Below are 18,454 nucleotides of genomic sequence, written 5' to 3'. Positions count from 1 at the left end.
CCCGGTTCAGGCGCGGCGCTCGGGCGGGCTCGGGTCGGAGCCGAGCAGCTGGGCCAGCCAGAACAGCAGCGCCGCGGACAGCGCGGTGGCGAAGACGAAACCGGCCACCCCGCTGCCGTCGACGTAGGCCCAGAGCAGGCCCAGCAGCGGCGCGGCGAAGACCACGACCACGTCGCTGCGCACCTGGCGCCCCCACGTCGCGGGCCGGGCCGGTGCGTCGGCCGGCGCGGCCACCCGCCGCTCCCCCCGCGGCGCCCGGGACCTCAGCCGGCCCGACGGCCACACCTCGGCGCCGTCCACCACCGGCAGCACCGCCCGCCCGGCGACGTCCCCGCGCAGCTCGATCGGGCTGTCCGGCTCCAGCGCCGCCAGCTCCGGCGACCAGTGCACGGGCAGCCACCGCTGCCCGCGGGCGGTGGCCAGCTCCAGCCAGCTGCGGACGACGAGCCCCTGGCGCACGACGACGCGGCTGGCCGTGGCCTCGGTGACCGGAGCGCGGCGCAGCCGCCGGCGGGCGAGGAACCGCAGCCCGGTCACGACCGAGGCGAGGAGGACGACGAACAGCGTGGCGACGATCCCGAACAGCACGTCCTCGACCGCCCGGTGCGCGGCGTCGCCGTTGGCGTACACCGCCGTGTCCTCGGCGGGGGACGCCGGGTCGTACTGCACGGTGACCTGGCGGCCGGCCTCGACCTCGATCGGGTCGCGCAGCACCAGCACCCCCGTGCGCCGTGCGCCGTCGTCGTCCTCGAAGGTCACCGACACGCCGCGCCCGTCGGGCGGCCGACCGGAGTCGACGACGCTCGCGGTCGCCGTGGCGGTGGCGGCGGCCAGCGGCTCCCGCGTGGCCGACAGCCGCACGGCCAGGACGGCCAGCAGGACGACGCCCACCGTGAGCAGCGGCAGGTAGCCGAGCAGCAGCTGGGTCGCGGCCCGCCGGTGCGGCCGGGGTGGCGCGGCAGGAGTGCTCATCACCGCCCATCGTGGCAGGCGGACTTCGCATCGACGCGGCTGACGCTGGCCCGCCGCCGGGCTGGCTAGGCTGCTCTGCGTGCCCAGCATCGACGCCGTAGGCGCGCGGGAGATCCTCGACTCGCGCGGAAACCCCACCGTGGAGGTCGAGGTCGCCCTCGACGACGGGACGATCGCCCGCGCGGCGGTCCCCAGCGGCGCCTCGACCGGCGCCTTCGAGGCCGTGGAGCTGCGCGACGGGGGTGAGCGCTACGGCGGCAAGGGGGTCACCAAGGCCGTCGACGGGGTGCTCGACGTCATCGGCCCGGAGCTGGTCGGCTACGACGCCAGCGAGCAGCGGCTGATCGACCAGCGCCTGATCGACCTCGACGGAACGCCGGACAAGTCGCGGCTCGGCGCCAACGCCATCCTCGGCGTGAGCCTCGCCGTGGCGAAGGCGGCCGCCGACTCCGCCGCCCTGCCGCTGTTCCGCTACGTCGGCGGCCCGTCGGCGCACCTGCTGCCGGTGCCGATGATGAACATCCTCAACGGCGGCGCCCACGCCGACAGCAACGTCGACGTGCAGGAGTTCATGATCGCCCCGATCGGCGCGGGGACCTTCGCCGAGGCGCTGGCGATGGGCACCGAGACCTACCACGCGCTCAAGGCCGTGCTGAAGAAGGACGGGCTGTCCACCGGCCTCGGCGACGAGGGCGGTTTCGCCCCGAACCTGTCGAGCAACCGGGCGGCGCTGGACCTCATCGCCCGCGCCGTCGAGCAGGCCGGGTACTCCGTCGGCCGCGACGTGGTCTTCGCCCTCGACGTCGCCGCGACCGAGTTCCACACCGACGGCGCCTACGCCTTCGAGGGCAGGAAGCTCTCGTCGGCCGAGATGGCGGAGTACTACACCGGCCTGGTCGAGGCCTATCCGATCGTCTCGATCGAGGACCCGCTGTCCGAGGAGGACTGGGACGGCTGGATCGCCCTGACCGACGCCCTCGGCGAGCGGGTGCAGCTCGTCGGCGACGACCTGTTCGTCACCAACCCCACGCGCCTGGCCGACGGCATCGCCCGCGGCGCGGCGAACGCGCTGCTGGTCAAGGTCAACCAGATCGGCACCCTCACCGAGACCCTCGACGCGGTGAACCTGGCGCACCGCAGCGGCTACCGCTGCATGATGAGCCACCGCTCGGGCGAGACCGAGGACACCACGATCGCCGACCTGGCGGTGGCCACCGACTGCGGGCAGATCAAGACCGGCGCCCCGGCGCGCAGCGAGCGGGTGGCCAAGTACAACCAGCTGCTGCGGATCGAGGAGGAGCTGGACGACGCCGCGCGCTACGCCGGTGCCGCCGCCTTCCCACGGCTGACCGCGTGAGGTCCGCCGACCGATGAGCAGCGTCCGCGGCCGGCGCGGCGCGGCGCCCGCGGGCCGGCGGGCCGCCGGCCGGGGGGTCTCCCGCGCGACCGGGCCGGTGCACACCGGCCCGGTGCGCAGCGCCCGCTCCACCGCGCCCAGCCGGCCGGGCCAGCGGCGCTCGGGACGTCGGCCGGCACGCAGTGGGGCCGGCGCCCGGCGCCGGCCGCTGTTCACCGGCCGGGCCGTGCTGCTCGGCGCGCTCGTGCTGCTCCTCGCGCTCACCCTCGCCGGGCCGGTCCGCCAGTTCCTCGCCGGCCGCGCCCAGCTGGTGGAGCTGGCCGCCGAGCGCAGCCGCCTCGAGCAGCGCGCGCAGGAGCTGCAGGACCAGCTGGAGCGCCAGGCCGACCCCGCCTTCACCGTCCGGCAGGCCCGGGAGCGGCTCACCTACGTGCTGCCCGGCGACCGGCTGGTCGTCGTCGTCGACGGGCGCACCGTCGAGGGCGACGCCGGCACGCTGCCGTCCGGCGAGACCCGTTCGGCCGAGCGGCCGCCGTGGTACGAGGGGCTCATGGAGTCCCTCGCGACGGCCGACGGCGATGCTGCGGGGTCCGGTGGCTGAGCGCACGCCCGTCACCCCGGACGAGCGGGACATCGTGGCCCGCCAGCTCGGCCGGCCGCCCCGCGCCCTGGTCGCCGTGGCGCACCGCTGCCCGTGCGGCCAGCCCGACGTGGTGGAGACCTCGCCGCGGCTGGAGGACGGCACGCCGTTCCCGACGCTGTACTACCTGACCTGCCCGCGGGCGACCGCCGCGGCCAGCCGGCTGGAGGCCACCGGCCGGATGCGCGAGTGGCAGGCGGAGCTGGCCACCGACCCGGAGCTGGCCGCGGGCTACCGCGCCGCGCACGAGGCGTACCTCGCCGAGCGCGACGCCCGCGGCGTGCTGCCCACCCGCAACACCGCCGGCGGCATGCCCGACCGGGTCAAGTGCCTGCACGCCCTCGCCGGGCACGCGCTGGCCGCCGGCTCCGGGGTCAACCCGATCGGCGACCGCGCGGTGGCCGAGATGGGGGAGTGGTGGGCGAACGGTCCCTGCGCCCAGGAGGACGCATGACCCGGGTCGCCGCGATCGACTGCGGCACGAACTCGCTGCGCCTGCTGGTCGCCGACGTCCCCGAGGACGGCGGCCCGCACACCGACCTCGTGCGCCGGATGGAGATCGTCCGGCTCGGCCAGGGCGTCGACGCCACCGGACGGCTGGCCCCCGAGGCGCTGGAGCGCACCCGCCGGGTACTGGCCGAGTACGCCGCGACCGCGCAGGACCTGGGTGCCACCGCCGTCCGCATGGTCGCCACCAGCGCCACCCGGGACGCCGCCAACCGCGCGGACTTCGAGGACATGGTCGTGGCCACGCTCGGCCAGAAGCCCGACGTCGTCCCGGGCCGGGAGGAGGCGGAGCTGTCCTTCCTCGGCGCGACCGCCTCCCTCGACAAGGCGGCGCAGGCGCACGGCAACCCGCCGCCGCGGCCGCCGTTCCTCGTCGTCGACATCGGCGGGGGTTCGACCGAGTTCGTCCTCGGCGACTCCTCCGGGGTGCGGGCCGCCCGCTCGGTGGACATCGGCTGCGTGCGGCTCACCGAGCGGCACCTGGCCGGCGACCCGCCGACCGCCGACGAGATCGGTGCCACCGAGGCCGACATCCGGGCGGCGCTGGCGGTGGTGGCCGACGAGGTGCCGGTCGCCGACGCCGCGTCGCTGGTCGGCCTGGCCGGCTCGGTGACCACCGTGGCCGCGCTGGCGCTGCGGCTGCCCGCGTACGACCCGGTGGCCATCCACGGCTCGCGCATCCCCGTCGGCGCCGTCCGCTCGGTCACCGCCGGCCTGCTCACCGCCTCCCACGAGCGCCGCGCGGCGCTGCCGGTGATGCACCCGGGCCGGGTCGACGTCATCGGCGCCGGCGCGCTGGTGCTGCGGGTGGTCATGGACGCCTTCGCCCTCGACGAGGTCGTCGTCAGCGAGCACGACATCCTCGACGGCATCGCCCTGCGCCTGGCCCGCGGCTGAGCGTCTCCAACCCGGCCCGGCAGCGATGTGCGGGAACGGCGTTGCCCGACCCCCTGCCGAGGAGAGCGGAACGGTCGTGGTCTGCTTCGAGGCGTGGCACTCGACGCGGACGGCTTCCCGGTCACGCGCAGCGCCGCGGGCGTCGTGCGCTCCGCGGCGGGCGCCCGCGAGCTGCCGGTCCTCGACGCCCGCGTGTCCGGCTGCCGGGCCTGCCCGCGGCTGGTCGCCTGGCGGGAGGAGGTGGCCCGGGTCAAGCGCGCCTCGTTCCGCGACTGGGACTACTGGGGCCGGCCGGTGCCCGGGCTCGGCCCGGCCGACGCGCGGATCGCCGTCGTCGGGCTCGCCCCCGCCGCGCACGGCGGCAACCGCACCGGCCGGGTGTTCACCGGCGACCGCAGCGGCGACTGGATCTTCGCCGCGCTGTGGCGTGCCGGCCTGGTCAACCAGCCGACGTCGACGCACATCGGCGACGGGCTCGAGCTCACCGACGTCCGGGTCGCGGCCTCCGTCCGGTGCGCGCCGCCGGCGAACGCCCCGACGCCGGAGGAGCGGGACACCTGCGCCCCGTGGCTGGCCCGGGAGCTGGCGCTGCTGCCGCGGCTGCGGGTCGTCGTCGTCCTCGGCGGGTTCGGGTGGACGGCGCTCTGGCCGATCCTCGGCGCCGCCGGCTACGCGCTGCCCCGCCCCCGGCCGGCGTTCGGGCACGGCGTGGAGGTCGAGCTGGCCGGCCCGCGCGGGCCGCTGACCCTGCTGGGCAGCTACCACGTCAGCCAGCAGAACACGTTCACCGGCAAGCTCACCGAGCCGATGCTGGACGCCGTCCTGTCCCGGGCCACCGAATTGGCCGCGACCGTCGCCTGAGGCCCGCGCAGGCCCCTAGGCTCCCGGCATGGGTGCGCCAACGCAGCGTCCGGTGATCCTCGTCGTGGGCGGCGGCTACGTCGGCCTCTACACCGCCCTGCGGCTGCAGAAGCGGCTCTCCCGCGGGCGGGCCGAGATCGTCGTCGTGGATCCGCAGCCGCACATGACCTACCAGCCGTTCCTCCCCGAGGCGGCGGCCGGCTCGGTGGAGCCCCGACACGTCGTGGTGCCGCTGCGCCGCACGCTGCCGCGCTGCCGGGTGATCACCGGCGCGGTCACTGGCCTGTCCCACGCCGAGCGGCGCGCGCACGTGGCCCCGCTGGAGGGCAAGGACTTCGACCTCTCCTACGACGTCCTGGTCATGGCCGCCGGATCGGTGGCCCGGACGCTGCCGATCCCCGGGCTGGCCGAGCACGGGATCGGGTTCAAGACCGTCGGCGAGGCCATCTACCTGCGCAACCACGTGCTGGGCCGGCTGGACGCGGCCAGCTCGACCGACGACCCCGCGGTGCGCCGCCGGGCGCTCACCTTCACCTTCGTCGGCGGCGGCTACGCCGGCATCGAGGCGCTCGCCGAGCTCGAGGACATGGCCCGGTACGCGATCAAGCACTACTACCCGCGGCTGTCGCCGGCCGACATGCGCTGGGTGCTGGTCGAGGCGATGGGCCGGATCATGCCCGAGGTCGACCTGGACATGGCCGCGTGGACGGTGCGGCAGCTGACCGAGCGCGGCATCGACGTCCGCCTCAACACCCGGCTCGAGTCGATCTCGGACGACTGCCTGGTCCGGCTCTCCGACGGCGAGGAGTTCCCCAGCGACACCCTGGTGTGGACGGCGGGCACCAAGCCGCACCCGATGCTGGCGCAGACCGACCTGCCGGTCGACGGCCGCGGCCGGGTGGAGTGCGAGGCGACGCTGCAGGTCCGCGGGGTGGACGGCGCCTGGGCCGCCGGCGACCTGGCCGCCGTCCCGGACGTCACCAAGGACGACCCGTCGGCGACCACCGCGCCCAACGCCCAGCACGCCGTCCGGCAGGCCAAGCGGCTGGCCGACAACATCGTCGCCGTCCTGTCCGGTGACGAACCGCAGCCCTACCGGCACGCGTACGCGGGCTCGGTGGCCAGCCTCGGCCTGTACAAGGGCGTCGCGCAGGTCTACGGCATCAAGCTCAAGGGCTTCGTGGCCTGGTTCATGCACCGCAGCTACCACGTCAGCCGGCTGCCCACCCTCAACCGCAAGGCGCGGGTGGTCGCCGACTGGACGCTGGCGCTGCTGTTCCGCCGCGAGGTGATCTCCCTCGGCCAGCTGCAGGACCCGCGCCGCGAGTTCGTGTTCGCCGCCAACACCGGCCGCCCGGGGGCGCTGCCGCCGCCCCAGCCCGAGCCGTCGCCCCGCGCTCAGGCCAGCTGAGGCTCGATCCGGTAGTCGGCCGGGTCGAACCGCCGGGTGCGGGCGCGGTAGACGAAGGTGAAGTCGGGCCAGTTGGTGGTGTTGCGGCCCGAGGTGGTGCGGTACCAGCTCGTGCAGCCACGGTCCCACACCGTCTCGCCGATGCGCGCCTGCACCCAGGCGTTGAACCGGCGCTGCACCTCGGGCCGGACGTCGACCGTCGCGGCACCCTCGGCCAGCCGCCGCACCGCCTGGAGGACGTAGCGGATCTGGCTCTCCAGCATGTAGACGATCGAGTTGTGGCCGAGGTTGGTGTTCGGCCCGTAGAGCAGGAAGAAGTTGGGGAAGCCCGCGACGGCGATGCCGAGGTAGGCCTCGGCGCCGTCCGCCCACGCCCGCCGCAGATCGCGCCCGCCGGCTCCGGTCACCGCCATCGGGACGAGGAAGTCGGTGGCGCGGAAGCCGGTGCCCCAGACGATCGTGTCGACCGGGTGCTCGCGGCCGTCGGCGGTGCGGATCCCGTCCGGGCCGATCGCGGTGATGGGCGCCGTCACCACCGCGACCGAGGGGCGGTCCAGCGCCGGGTAGTAGTCGTCGGAGAGCAGGATCCGCTTGCAGCCCGGCGTCCCCTGCGGGGCCAGCGCCGCGCGCTTGGCGGGGTCGCCCACCTGGCGGCGCAGGTGGGCGCGGGCCTGCTTGTCGATCAGGGTCATGAGGCCGGGCCGGCGGGTGAACCCGAGCGCCCGCGTCTCGTACTGGACGTAGGTGGCCGCCCGGTTGAGGCTGAGCAGTCCCGGGACGCGCCGGAACGCCGCCCGCAGCCGTGGGCCGTACGGCCGGTCGGGCTTCGGGACCACGTGCGGTGCGTCGAGCTGGAAGACCGTCGTCGCGGCGGCCCGCTCGGCCACGTGCGGCAGGAACTGGATCGCGCTCGCGCCGGTGCCGACGACGGCGACCCGGCGGCCGGTCAGGTCGTGGTCGTGCCGCCACGCCGAGGAGTGGAAGGCGGTGCCGGCGAACGTCTCCAGGCCCGGGATCGCCGGGACGGCGGGCCGGGAGAGCTGGCCGCAGGCGGCGACGATGACGTCGGTCTCCAGTGTGGCGCCGTCGTCGAGGGTGAGCACCCACCGGCGGCGGGCGTCGTCGAAGCGGGCATCGACCACCTCGGTCCCGAAGCGGGTCCGCTCGAGCACGCCGAACGGGCGGGCGGTGTCCTCCAGGTACTGCCGGATCTCCTCCTGCGGCGGGTAGCGCCGGGTCCAGTCGGTCTTGGGCGCGAAGGAGAAGGAGTACAGCGGCGCGGGGACGTCGCAGGCCGCGCCGGGATAGCTGTTGGCCGCCCACACCCCGCCGACGCGATCGGCCCGTTCGAGGAGGGTGACGTCCCGGACGCCGGCCTGCAGCAGCCGGACGGCCATCCCGATCCCGCCGAACCCGGCGCCGATGATCGTGACCGACGGCAGGTGGGGCGTGCGGGGCATGGGACCTCCGGGGACGACGGCGCGATCCCGGTCACCGTACGGGGACGACGGGCGACCGCCGGGCAGCGCACGCGAGGCGGCCGCCGTCCGTCGGGCTACCGTGCGCACACCGCCCCCGTAGCCCAACTGGCAGAGGCAGGCCCCTTAAAAGGGTCCCAGTGTCGGTTCGAACCCGACCGGGGGCACGTCCACCCCCGTCGGGGTGACCGCCGGGCTCCGGGAACGCGCAGGCGGCGCGGGGCGTTGACCTGACTGCGTGGAGTCCGCCACCGTGGACTTCCGGTCCGACCAGTCACCTCGAGGAGATGACGATGCCCAGCAGCAACCCGGCTTTCGGGCGCGGCTTCCAGAGCGCCACCCGGAGCGGGCAGTACGGCGGCTGGGGTGCCACCCAGCAGTACGGGGCGCCTCAGTACGGCGCCCCCACGCAGTACGACCCCTACGCCGCCCCGTCGCCGTACACCAAGCCGGCGACCCGATACATGACGATGGACGACGTCGTCACCAAGACCGGGATCTCCTTCCTGGTGACCATCCTGGCCGCCGCCGGGATCTGGGCGCTGCCCGGCACGACGGGCTGGGGCCTCGCGCTCCCGGCGATCCTGGTCGGCTTCGTGCTCAGCCTGGTGATCTCGTTCAAGACGATCGCCAACCCGGCGGCCACTCTCACCTTCGCCGCCGTCGAGGGTGTGTTCCTCGGCGCGATCAGCGAGGCCTTCAACAGCGTCTACGAGGGCATCGTCATCCAGGCGGTGATCGGCACGCTCGGTGTCTTCGCGGGCATGCTCGTGGTCTACAAGACCGGCGCCATCCGGGTGACCCCCAAGCTCACCCGCTGGGTCATCGGCGCGCTCGTCGGCGTGCTGGTGCTGTCGCTGGCCAACTGGCTCGCGTACTTCTGGTCCGACAACGGCCTGGGCCTGCGCGACGGTGGTCCGCTGGCGATCGTGTTCAGCCTGGTAGTGATCGGCGTTGCGGCGTTCTCGCTGCTGCTCGACTTCGACATGGCCGACGAGGCGATCCGCCGCGGCGCACCGGCGAAGTTCGCGTGGTACATCGCCTTCGGCCTGCTGGTCACCGTGGTGTGGCTGTACCTGGAGATCCTCCGGCTGCTCAGCTACTTCCGCGAGTGAGCTGACCCCGGCTCCGCACGACGGTGGCCCGGTCCCCGCGAGGGGGCCGGGCCACCGTCATGTCACGGCACCCTCCTGGGGTCGAACTCGCGCTCCCCGGGTGCTGCAGGACCCCGGATGCCTGAACTCGACCCCCGGAGCCGACGGCCGTCCCGGGCTTTCGGTACCGAAAGCCCGGGGCCGGGGTCAGGAGAGGCGCTCGATGACCATGGCCATGCCCTGCCCACCGCCGACGCACATCGTCTCCAGGCCGAAGGTCACGTCCCGAGTCTGCAGGCCGTTGATCAGCGTCCCGGTGATGCGGGCGCCGGTCATGCCGAACGGGTGGCCGACGGCGATCGCGCCGCCGTGCACGTTCAGCTTGTCGATGTCGATGTTCAGGTCGCGGTAGCTCGGGATCACCTGGGCGGCGAACGCCTCGTTGATCTCGACGAGGTCGATGTCGTCGATGCTCATCCCGGCCCGCTGCAGCGCCAGCCGGCTGGCCGCCACCGGGCCGTAGCCCATGATCTCCGGCGAGAGCCCGGTGACCGCGGTGGAGACGATCCGCGCCAGCGGGGTCAGGCCGAGCTCGCGGGCCTTGGTGTCGCTCATGACGATCACCGCGGCCGCGCCGTCGTTGAGCGGGCAGGCGTTGCCGGCGGTGACCCGGCCGTCGGGGCGGAACGCCGGCTTGAGGGCCGAGATGCCCTCGAGCGTGGTGCCGGCGCGCGGGCCGTCGTCCTTGCTGACGACCGTGCCGTCGGGCGTGGTGACCGGGGTGATCTCCCGCTCCCAGAAGCCGTTGTTGATGGCCTCCTCGGCCAGGTTCTGGCTGCGGACGGCGAACTCGTCCATCTCCTGCCGGGAGACGTTCTTGAGCAGCGCCAGGTTCTCGGCGGTCTGCCCCATGGCGATGTAGACGTTCGGGACGTCGCCGTTCTCGCGCGGGTCGGTCCACGTGTCGGCGCCGCTCTCGGCGACCTTGGCGACCCGGGTCTCGGCCTCGGAGAACGCGGGGTTGTGGGTGTCGGGCAGCGAGTCCGAGTTGCCCTTGACGAACCGGGACACCATCTCGACGCCCGCGGAGATGAAGACGTCGCCCTCGCCGGCCTTGATCGCGTGCATGGCCATGCGGGTGGTCTGCAGCGAGGACGAGCAGTAGCGGGTGATCGTCGTCCCGGGCAGGTGGTCGTAGCCGAGCAGGATGCTGACCACCCGCGCCATGTTGAAGCCCTGCTCGCCGCCGGGCAGGCCGCAGCCGAGCATCAGGTCGTCGATGTCGGCCGGGTCGAGCGCCGGCACCTTGTCCAGCGCGGACCGCACGATCGTGGCGGCGAGGTCGTCGGGCCGCAGGTCCTTGAGCGACCCCTTGAACGCGCGACCGATGGGCGAACGCGCGGTCGCGACGATGACTGCTTCGGGCATGGGGTCCTCCACGAGAAAGGTCGGCTCCGACGCTGGAGCACCGGACGGCGGAACACCCGCGAAACTACCCCCGGGTAACGCGCCGGGGCCGGGGACCTCAGCCCCCGATCGGTGCCTCGGCTGCCTCCTCCGCCTGCTCGGGGGTGGGCATCTCGGTCGGCCGGGGACGGCGCAGCAGCGCCCACGGCCCGCGCGGGCCGGTGTCGGAGCCGCGGACCTCGGTGGGCTGGACCTCGGTGCCCGGCCGGCTGGCCGCCCGTGCCGCGGCCCGGGCGACCGGCTTCACCGTCTCGCGGCGCAGCGGGCGCAGCCCGCGCTCGGGGACCGCGGGCCAGACACCGACGGCGTCGGCGATCGAGGGCAGCAGGCACGCCGCCGCGGCGGCGTAGCCGGCCGCGCTGGGGTGGAACTCGTCGACGCTGAACAGGGTGCGGTCGGAGGCGAAGCTCGGGCCGAGCACCGAGCCCAGCGACACCGTCCGCCCACCGGCCCCGACGACGGCGATGGTCTGCGCGGCCGCCATCTGCCGGCTCCACCGGCGGGCCAGCAGCCGCAGCGGCTGGCCGATCGGCCGGATCGTGCCGAGGTCCGGGCACGTGCCGACGACCACCTCGCAGCCGGCCTCGACCAGCCGGGAGACGGCGTCGGCGAGGTGGCGCACCGAGACCGCCGGCCTGGTCCGGCTGGTGACGTCGTTCGCGCCGATCATGATCACCGCGACGTCCGGCTGCTCGGCCAGCGCCTTGGTGACCTGGTCGTCGAGGTCGCGGGAGACCGCGCCGGAGACGGCCAGCCGGACCAGGCGCACCGGGCGCTCGGCCAGCTCGGCCAGGGCCGCGGCGAGCAGCACCCCCGGGGTCTCGGCGGCCCGCTCCACGCCCAGCCCGACGGCGCTGGAGTCGCCGAGGACGGCGAACACGAGCGGCTTGCCGCGGCCGCGGCCGTAGAGGCCGTTCCCGGAGGGTGGATCGGCCTTGGCGGTGCGGGCCTCGACCTTGCGGCGCGCCGACCGGGCCTGCTCCCGCAGCAGCCCCAGCAGCGCCGCGCCGAGCAGGCCGACGCCACCACCGCCGTAAGCGGCCCCCGCCGCCAGCCGTCGCGCTGTGCTCGCCCGCGTCACCCTGTCCCCGTCCCCTTCTCGGGTGGTCGATCACCTGCCTCGCAGGCTAACCGCCCCCTACGGTGACTCTGTGTCCTCGCCTCCCGTACCGGTATCCCCCGACAGTGGGTCCGACCGCGCGCAGGTGATCGTGGACGTGCTGGTCGACGCCTTCGCCGAGCTCATGCGGGCCGACGCGGACGCCTTCCGCACCAAGTTCCGCAAGATGGCCGCCGACCCGTTCGCGTTCTACCGCGGGTCGGCCTGCCTGTTCTACGCCGACATGGCGACGCTCGAGGATCCGTGGAGCGACGAGCGGACGTCGCGGGTGTGGATCCAGGGTGACCTGCACGCGGAGAACTTCGGCACCTACATGGACGGCTCCGGCCGCATCGTGTTCGACGTCAACGACTTCGACGAGGCCTACCTCGGCCACGTCAGCTGGGACCTGCGCCGCTTCGCCGCCAGCTTCGCGCTGCTGGCCTGGAGCAAGGCGCTGTCCGACGACGTCATCGAGGACCTGCTGCGCTGCTACCTGACCTCCTACCTGGACCAGGTGGCCGCCTTCACCCGCTCCGCCGACGACCGGACGTTCGCACTGGTGCGGGAGAACACCGAGGGCGCGGTGCACGACGCCATCCTCGAGACGACGGCCCGCACCCGGATCGCCCTGCTCGACCGGCTCTCCGTCGTCGAGAGGTTCGAGCGCCGGTTCGCCGACAGCCCGCGCAACCGCCGGCTGGAGGACGACGAGCGGGCGGAGGTCCTCGCCGCGATCGACCGCTACCGGGAGACCGTGCACCCGCCCGCGCGGCGGAGGGACGTGGCCTTCGACGTGAAGGACGTCGTCGGCACCGGGGGCTTCGGCATCGGCAGCGCCGGCCTGCCCGCGTACAACGTGCTGCTCGACGGCTACGACCAGGCGCTGGAGAACGACGTCGTCCTGTCGCTGAAGCAGGGCAACGTCGCCGCGCCGAGCCGGGTGGTGACCGATGCGGCGATCCGCGAGCACTTCGACCACGAGGGCCACCGGACGGCGCTGAGCCAGCGGGCGCTGCAGGCGCACACGTCGCAGTTCGTGGGGCACACCGAGATCCACGGCGTCGGCTTCTTCGTCGCCGAGCTCTCGCCGTACGAGCTGGACCTGGACTGGGAGGAGCTCACCGAGCCGCACGAGATCCGCCCGGTGATGGCGCAGCTCGGGCGGGCCACGGCGAAGGTGCACTGCGTCGGTGACGCCGACAGCGACCACGACCTCGTGCCGTTCCAGACCGAGGAGGCGATCACGGCGATGATCGGCGAGCGGCGCGAGGAGTTCCTGGCCGACATGGTCGAGTTCGCGCACGACTACGCCCGCCGGACGCAGGAGGACCACCGGCTCTTCGTCGACGCGTTCCGCGCGGGTGTGATCCCGGGGATCAGCTCCAGCGGCGACGACCCCGCGCCGCAGTCAGCGGATCGGTAGCTCGATCAGCATCCCGCGGTGCGGTCCGACCGGGCGCAGGTCGTACTCGTCGGTGACGATCGTGAAGCCGATCCGCTCGTAGAAGCCGACGGCGGCCTTGCGCGCGTCGCACCACACCAGCTGTCCGGACGACGCCGACACCCGGGCCAGCCCCTCGGCCACCAGCGCCCGCCCGACCCCGCGGCCGCGCACCCGCGGATCGGTGGCCATGCCGCGCAGCTGCCAGGAGCCCTCGGTGTCCCGCCAGGGGCAGTCGCGCGGGTGGAACCGGACGACGCCGACGATCTCGCCGCCGTCGAGGCGGGCGGCGAGGTGCAGCGTGTAGGGCGCGTCGTCCTCCTCGATCTCCGGTGACCGGCCCTCGCGGAGCTCCTGCATGCGCAACGGGTAGCACGCGACGGCGTCGACCTTCTCGATCGTGATCGTCCCGGTCAGCGCGTCGGAGCTCACCCGGCCAGTGTCCCTTCAGCGGGCGCGGCGCCCCCTCCGGGTGCGTAGATAGTCCGCGACGACGTACTCGCCGAGCCGCTCGCTGTCGGGCTGGAAGACCCGGCCGCCCGCGCGCTGGGTGAGGTCGTGGACGAAGTGCACCAGCCCCGGGTCCGGGTCGAGCGCGAAGACGTTCACCGTCGCCCCGGTGCGGGCCACCCGCTCCACCTCGGCCACCGTCCGGGCGATCGTCTCGGGCATCGGCGGCCAGCAGAAGAACGGGGTCCCGTCGTCCTCCAGGTGCGCGGTCGGCTCGCCGTCGGTGACGATCAGCACGACCGGCTCGGCGTCCCGGTGGTGGGCGAGGAACCGGCGGGCGAGCATCAGGCCGTGCTGCAGGTTAGTGCCCTGCAGCGTGTCGACCGACAGCTCGGCGAGCGTCTCCGGCCGCAGCACCTGCGCGGTGGAGGAGAAGCCGATGATCTGGATGGCGTCCTGCGGGAACCGGGTGGTCACCAGCGAGTGCAGCGCCATGGCGGTCGACTTCGCCGCGCCCCACGTGCCGCGCAGCGCCATGGAGTAGGAGAGGTCGACCAGCAGGGCGACCGCGGCGCCGGTGCGCCGCTCCGTCTCGACCACCTCGAAGTCGTCGACCGCGATCCTGACCGCGCGGTCGCCCTCCGCCCGGGGCTCGGCGGCGGTCCGCAGGACGGCGTTCTTGACCGTCCGGACGACGTCCAGCGGCTGCTCGTCGCCGAAGCGCCACTCCCGCGAGCTGCCGGTGAGCTCCCCGGCGGCGCCGGCGTCGGCGACGTCGTGCTCGCCGCGGCCGGTGGCGGTGAGCTTGGCGAACACCCGCCGCAGCGCGGTGGCGCCGAGCCGGCGGACCGCCTTGGGGGAGAGCTCCAGCTTCCCGTCGGACCGGTTGAGGTAGCCCTGCCGCTCCAGCTCGCGCTCCATCTGGCGCAGCGCCGCGAGGTCGTCGACGGCGTCGCGGCCGAGCGCCCGCTCCAGCAGCTCCTCGTCGACGTCGGCCAGCGAGGCGCCGGCGTAGCCCTGCGAGAGCTGATTGGACAGCGCCTCGAGGTCGGCCAGTTCGGCGACCGCGGTGGTGGCGTCGCCCAGGCCCAGCTGCTGGGAGCCGTCGGGCACCTGGCCGCGCTGGCCCCACGGCAGGTCGGGGCGGGCCTGCCGGAGCGCGTCCTGCAGGTGGGCCATCTCGCTGGCCAGCCCCATGTCCTGCATGGTCTGGGCCATCAGGTCGGCCAGCTCCGCCCGCTGCTCGGGCGACATCCCGGCCATCATCCGTTCCTGCGCGGCCGCCCGGCGGGCCAGCGAGTCGATCAGCTCGTCGATGTTCTGCGGGTTGTCCGGGAAGAACTGGCCGTGCTTGTCCATGAAGTCGCGGAACATCTCGTCGGTGTCCTCGCCGCGGTTGTGCGCGTCGAGGAGGTTCGACAGGTCGGCGACCATGTCCTTGACGGCCTGCAGGTCCTCCGCGCTGGCGTTCTCCAGCGCCTGCTTCATCGAGGAGAACGAGCTGTCGAGCACCTCGCGGCGCAGCAGGTCCTGGATCTGCTCGTAGGCCTGCCGGGCCTCGTCCGAGCGCCACGGGTAGTCCTTGAGCGCCCGGACGGCACCGGCGGTGTCGTCGGGCAGGGCGTCCAGTTCGGCCTCGGCCAGCCGCGCGTTGTCGTCGGGATCGGGGAACAGCTCCCGCCGCTCGGCGGTCAGCGCCTTGTCCAGCAGCTCGCGGACCTCCTGCAGCGTGCCGTCCATGCGGCCGGCCGTCCGGGCCTGGCGCAGCCGGTCGCGCACCGAGCGGCGCAGCTCGTCCAGGCCGCGGCGGCCCTGCATGCCGCGGCGCAGCAGCTCGCGCAGCGCCTCGCGGACGCCGCTGCCCCCGAGCACCGAGTCGCCGATCTCGTCGACAGCGTTGCCGAGGTCGTACGGCGGGGCGAGCGGATCGGGACCGCCCCGCCACCGGCCGTACCGGTAGCCGCGGTTGCCGAATCTCCGCCCGCCCGCCCCGGCCACGTCAGGCTCCGTACACCGTGCGCGTGCCGTCGGTGTCCTTGGCCAGCCGGCGGGTCAGGTAGAGGCCCTCGAGCGCGAACTCCACCGCCGCCGCGGCCTGCTCGGCCGACTGCTCACCCTCCGGGACGCCGAGCCGGCCGAGCAGCTCGGCGAGCTTCGGGATGGTGCCGAGCTGGCCGAGCAGCGCGGCCGCCGGCACCAGCTCCCCGGACTCGACGGTCTCCCCACCGGTGAAGTGCTCCTGCAGCCCGGAGAGGTCCAGCCCGGCGCACCGGGCGCGGAAGGTCTGCGCGGTCGCCTGCCGGAGCAGGTGCTCGAGCACCTCCAGCTCGCGCTCGTCGTCCGGGTCGGACCCGGCGTCGGCGAACTCGACCTTGCCCCGGCTGGCCGGGACGATGCTCGGCAGGTCGACCACCCGGGCGACCGGCCGGGTCTCCCCGGCGACGGCGGCCCGACGGACGGCGGAGGCGGCGATCGTCTCCAGCCCGGCGATGGCGAACCGGGCGCTGACGCCGGATCGCTGGTCGACGTGGCTGGACTCGCGCACCAGCCGGGTGAAGCGGGCGACGATCTCGGCCAGGTGCTCCGGGATGATCGGGGTGTCCAGTGCGCCGTTGCCCAGCCAGGAGACGTGCGCCTCCTGGTGCAGCAACCGGATCTCGTCGGCCAGCTCGATCGGGTAGTGGGTGCGCACCTCGGCGCCGAAGCGGTCCTTGAGCGGCGTGATGATCCGCCCGCGGTTGGTGTAGTCCTCCGGGTTGGAGCTCGCGACGAGCAGCAGGTCCAGCGGCAGCCGCACGCGGTAGCCGCGGATCTGGATGTCGCGCTCCTCCAGCACGTTGAGCAGCGCGACCTGGATCCGCTCGGCGAGGTCGGGCAGCTCGTTGACGCTGAAGATGCCGCGGTTGGTGCGCGGCACCAGGCCGTAGTGGACGGTCTCCGGGTCGCCCAGCGTGCGGCCCTCCGCGACCTTGATCGGGTCGACGTCGCCGATCAGGTCGCCGACGCTCGTGTCGGGGGTGGCCAGCTTCTCGCCGAACCGGTCGCTGCGGTGCAGCCAGCCGACGGGGGTGGCGTCGCCGTGCTCGGCGATCTGCCGGTGCGCCCACACCGAGATCGGGTGCAGCGGGTGCTCGTTGAGCTCGCTGCCGACGAGGACCGGCGTCCACTCGTCGAGCAGCCCGACGAGCGTGCGGATCAGCCGGGTCTTGCCCTGGCCGCGCTCGCCGAGCAGGACGACGTCGTGGCCGGCGATGAGGGCCCGCTCGATCTCGGGGACGACGGTGTCGTCGAAGCCGACGATCCCGGGCAGGCTGGTCACACCGTCGGCCAGGCGGGCGAGGAGGTTGGCGCGGATCTCGGCCTTGACCGTGCGGTACGTGGCACCGCTGTCGCGGAGGTCGCCGAGAGTCGTGGGTGCGGGGGAAGGGGTGGCCGGCTGGAGCACGGGGTCCGTCACCTCAGCCACGGTACGACGCGGAGGTGTCTGCGGTCACCGGTCCGCCGCGCGCTCGATGCGAGGATCGGCCGCGTGTCGACTGCCGAGGTCCCCCTGGTCAGCGGTGCGGACGTCGAGGCCGCCGCCGCGCTGCTCGAGGGCGTCGTCCGCCGGACGCCGCTCGAGCACTCGCGCGGGCTGGCCGAGCGGGTGGGCGGGCCGGTCTGGCTCAAGTGCGAGAACCTGCAGCGGACCGGCTCGTTCAAGATCCGCGGCGCCTACACCCGGATCGCCCGGCTGACGGCCGACGAGCGCGCCCGCGGCGTCGTCGCGGCCAGCGCCGGCAACCACGCGCAGGGGGTGGCGCTGGCCGCGCAGCTGCTCGGCGCCCGGGCGACGGTGTTCATGCCGGAGACCGCGCCGCTGCCCAAGCTGGCCGCGACGAAGTCCTACGGCGCCGAGATCCACCTGCTCGGGCAGACGCTGGCCGAGCCGCTCGTGGCCGCCGCCGAGTTCGCCGAGCGGACCGGGGCGGTGTTCATCCACCCGTTCGAGCACCCCGACGTGATCGCCGGGCAGGGGACGGTCGGGCTGGAGATCGTCGAGCAGTGCCCCGAGGTCGCCACGGTCGTCGTCGGCGCCGGTGGCGGGGGAGTGGTGTCGGGCATCGCGGCCGCGGTGAAGAGCCGCCGTCCCGGGGTCCGGGTGGTCGCTGTGCAGGCCGAGGGGGCCGCGGCGTTCCCCGGCTCGCTGGCCGCCGGCCGGCCGGTGGCCCTGCCTTCGATGACCACCATGGCCGACGGCATCGCCGTGCCGGCGCCGGGCGAGCTGACGTTCGCGCACGTCCGCGACCTGGTCGACGAGGTGCGCACGGTCAGCGAGGAGGACCTCTCCCGCGCGCTGCTGTTCTGCCTGGAGCGGGCCAAGCTGGTGGTGGAGCCGGCCGGGGTGGCCGCGGTCGCCGCCGTCCTGGCCGACCCGACGGCGTTCGCGCCGCCGGTGGCCGCGGTGGTGTCCGGCGGCAACATCGACCCGGTGCTCCTGCTCAAGGTCGTCCAGCACGGCATGGCCGCCGCCGGGCGCTACCTGTCCCTGCGGCTGCGCGTGCCCGACCGCCCGGGTTCGCTGGCCGCGGTGCTCAGCGAGCTGGCCGCCGTCGGCGCCAACGTGCTCGAGGTGGAGCACGAGCGGACGGGGGCGCGCCTGCACGTCGGCGAGGTGGAGGTCTTCGTCGTCCTGGAGACCCGCGGGCCCGATCACGCCGCGGAGGTCACCGCGGCGCTGGTGCGCGCCGGCTACGCGCCCACCCCGGAGTGACCCCGGCGATGAGTTCGACGGTCC

Annotated in this window: 16 protein-coding genes and 1 tRNA gene; 10 read left to right on the top strand and 7 right to left on the bottom strand. The window is 74.3% G+C overall.

What is annotated here, in order from left to right; translation table 11 throughout:
* Positions 1–6: 6 nt before the first annotated feature.
* On the bottom strand, positions 7–972 hold the full coding sequence (locus tag ACWIYF_RS24515) for a hypothetical protein (protein WP_448625431.1): 966 nt from the start codon (positions 970–972) through the stop codon (positions 7–9).
* A 79-nt stretch (positions 973–1,051) separates the two neighbouring features.
* On the opposite strand from ACWIYF_RS24515, the gene eno reads away from it, so the two are divergent.
* The 6 genes from eno to ACWIYF_RS24485 all read left to right on the top strand — a co-directional run bounded on the left by eno (position 1,052) and on the right by ACWIYF_RS24485 (position 6,645).
* Positions 1,052–2,329 carry a phosphopyruvate hydratase gene (gene eno / locus ACWIYF_RS24510; RefSeq protein WP_448625430.1) on the top strand — a complete coding sequence of 426 codons (1,278 nt, stop codon included), beginning with the start codon at positions 1,052–1,054 and terminating at the stop codon, positions 2,327–2,329.
* A 13-nt stretch (positions 2,330–2,342) separates the two neighbouring features.
* Positions 2,343–2,930, top strand: coding sequence for a septum formation initiator family protein (locus tag ACWIYF_RS24505; RefSeq protein WP_448625429.1), 588 nt, complete (start codon positions 2,343–2,345; stop codon positions 2,928–2,930).
* Positions 2,923–3,423, top strand: coding sequence for a DUF501 domain-containing protein (locus tag ACWIYF_RS24500; RefSeq protein ID WP_448625428.1), 501 nt, complete (start codon positions 2,923–2,925; stop codon positions 3,421–3,423). The genes ACWIYF_RS24505 and ACWIYF_RS24500 overlap by 8 nt, the downstream gene beginning before the upstream one ends.
* Positions 3,420–4,373, top strand: coding sequence for a Ppx/GppA phosphatase family protein (locus ACWIYF_RS24495; protein ID WP_448625427.1), 954 nt, complete (start codon positions 3,420–3,422; stop codon positions 4,371–4,373). Before ACWIYF_RS24500 ends, ACWIYF_RS24495 begins: the two co-directional genes overlap by 4 nt.
* A 93-nt stretch (positions 4,374–4,466) precedes the next feature.
* Positions 4,467–5,234: a uracil-DNA glycosylase gene (locus ACWIYF_RS24490; RefSeq protein ID WP_448625426.1), complete on the top strand. Its 768-nt coding sequence runs from the start codon at positions 4,467–4,469 to the stop codon at positions 5,232–5,234.
* A 28-nt stretch (positions 5,235–5,262) separates the two neighbouring features.
* Positions 5,263–6,645 (top strand): NAD(P)/FAD-dependent oxidoreductase, encoded by a 1,383-nt coding sequence (locus ACWIYF_RS24485; protein ID WP_448625425.1) that lies wholly within the window; start codon positions 5,263–5,265, stop codon positions 6,643–6,645.
* On the opposite strand, the gene ACWIYF_RS24480 is transcribed toward ACWIYF_RS24485, so the two are convergent.
* The gene (locus ACWIYF_RS24480; RefSeq protein ID WP_448625424.1) at positions 6,633–8,105 is read right to left on the bottom strand and encodes a flavin-containing monooxygenase; all 1,473 of its coding nucleotides are present in this window, start codon (positions 8,103–8,105) and stop codon (positions 6,633–6,635) included. The two genes, ACWIYF_RS24485 and ACWIYF_RS24480, sit on opposite strands and share 13 nt — an antisense overlap.
* A gap of 111 nt (positions 8,106–8,216) precedes the next feature.
* Here ACWIYF_RS24480 and ACWIYF_RS24475 point away from each other — a divergent pair.
* Positions 8,217–8,290: transfer RNA gene (locus ACWIYF_RS24475), tRNA-Leu, on the top strand.
* A gap of 126 nt (positions 8,291–8,416) precedes the next feature.
* Entirely contained in the window at positions 8,417–9,238 is an 822-nt protein-coding gene (locus tag ACWIYF_RS24470; protein ID WP_448625423.1) for a Bax inhibitor-1/YccA family protein, read from the top strand.
* 186 nt (positions 9,239–9,424) lie between these two features.
* Here ACWIYF_RS24470 and ACWIYF_RS24465 read toward each other — a convergent pair whose 3' ends face one another.
* Both ACWIYF_RS24465 and ACWIYF_RS24460 read right to left on the bottom strand, forming a co-directional pair.
* On the bottom strand, positions 9,425–10,645 hold the full coding sequence (locus ACWIYF_RS24465; RefSeq protein ID WP_448625422.1) for an acetyl-CoA C-acetyltransferase: 1,221 nt from the start codon (positions 10,643–10,645) through the stop codon (positions 9,425–9,427).
* A gap of 97 nt (positions 10,646–10,742) precedes the next feature.
* Complete coding sequence (locus ACWIYF_RS24460) at positions 10,743–11,765, bottom strand: SGNH/GDSL hydrolase family protein (RefSeq protein WP_448625421.1); 1,023 nt, start codon at positions 11,763–11,765, stop codon at positions 10,743–10,745.
* Between the two features lie 70 nt (positions 11,766–11,835).
* On the opposite strand from ACWIYF_RS24460, the gene ACWIYF_RS24455 reads away from it, so the two are divergent.
* Positions 11,836–13,209 carry a DUF2252 domain-containing protein gene (locus tag ACWIYF_RS24455; RefSeq protein WP_448625420.1) on the top strand — a complete coding sequence of 458 codons (1,374 nt, stop codon included), beginning with the start codon at positions 11,836–11,838 and terminating at the stop codon, positions 13,207–13,209.
* On the opposite strand, the gene ACWIYF_RS24450 is transcribed toward ACWIYF_RS24455, so the two are convergent.
* Genes ACWIYF_RS24450 through ACWIYF_RS24440 form a run of 3 tightly spaced genes read right to left on the bottom strand, consistent with a single transcriptional unit; the run spans position 13,195 to position 17,134 of the window.
* A complete protein-coding gene (locus ACWIYF_RS24450; RefSeq protein WP_448625419.1) occupies positions 13,195–13,659 on the bottom strand; it encodes a GNAT family N-acetyltransferase in 465 nt (154 codons plus the stop codon). The genes ACWIYF_RS24455 and ACWIYF_RS24450 overlap by 15 nt on opposite strands.
* A 15-nt stretch (positions 13,660–13,674) precedes the next feature.
* Complete coding sequence (locus ACWIYF_RS24445) at positions 13,675–15,675, bottom strand: VWA domain-containing protein (protein ID WP_448625418.1); 2,001 nt, start codon at positions 15,673–15,675, stop codon at positions 13,675–13,677.
* A gap of 1 nt (position 15,676) precedes the next feature.
* Positions 15,677–17,134, bottom strand: coding sequence for a sigma 54-interacting transcriptional regulator (locus ACWIYF_RS24440; RefSeq protein ID WP_448625417.1), 1,458 nt, complete (start codon positions 17,132–17,134; stop codon positions 15,677–15,679).
* Positions 17,135–17,206: 72 nt separating this feature from the next.
* Here ACWIYF_RS24440 and ilvA point away from each other — a divergent pair, with 72 nt between their 5' ends.
* Positions 17,207–18,430 (top strand): threonine ammonia-lyase, encoded by a 1,224-nt coding sequence (ilvA, locus tag ACWIYF_RS24435; RefSeq protein ID WP_448625416.1) that lies wholly within the window; start codon positions 17,207–17,209, stop codon positions 18,428–18,430.
* The last annotated feature ends 24 nt before the right edge of the window (positions 18,431–18,454 follow it).

The sequence above is a fragment of the Geodermatophilus sp. URMC 64 genome, from assembly GCF_053502555.1.
This window is presented reverse-complemented; position numbering and strand designations above follow the sequence as displayed.

Coding starts and splice junctions, on each gene's coding strand:
- ACWIYF_RS24515 (WP_448625431.1), bottom strand. CDS start 972: ATGAGCACTCCTGCCGCGCCACCCCGGCCGCACCGGCGGGCCGCGACC.
- ACWIYF_RS24505 (WP_448625429.1), top strand. CDS start 2,343: ATGAGCAGCGTCCGCGGCCGGCGCGGCGCGGCGCCCGCGGGCCGGCGG.
- ACWIYF_RS24495 (WP_448625427.1), top strand. CDS start 3,420: ATGACCCGGGTCGCCGCGATCGACTGCGGCACGAACTCGCTGCGCCTG.
- ACWIYF_RS24485 (WP_448625425.1), top strand. CDS start 5,263: ATGGGTGCGCCAACGCAGCGTCCGGTGATCCTCGTCGTGGGCGGCGGC.
- ACWIYF_RS24480 (WP_448625424.1), bottom strand. CDS start 8,105: ATGCCCCGCACGCCCCACCTGCCGTCGGTCACGATCATCGGCGCCGGG.
- ACWIYF_RS24470 (WP_448625423.1), top strand. CDS start 8,417: ATGCCCAGCAGCAACCCGGCTTTCGGGCGCGGCTTCCAGAGCGCCACC.
- ACWIYF_RS24465 (WP_448625422.1), bottom strand. CDS start 10,645: ATGCCCGAAGCAGTCATCGTCGCGACCGCGCGTTCGCCCATCGGTCGC.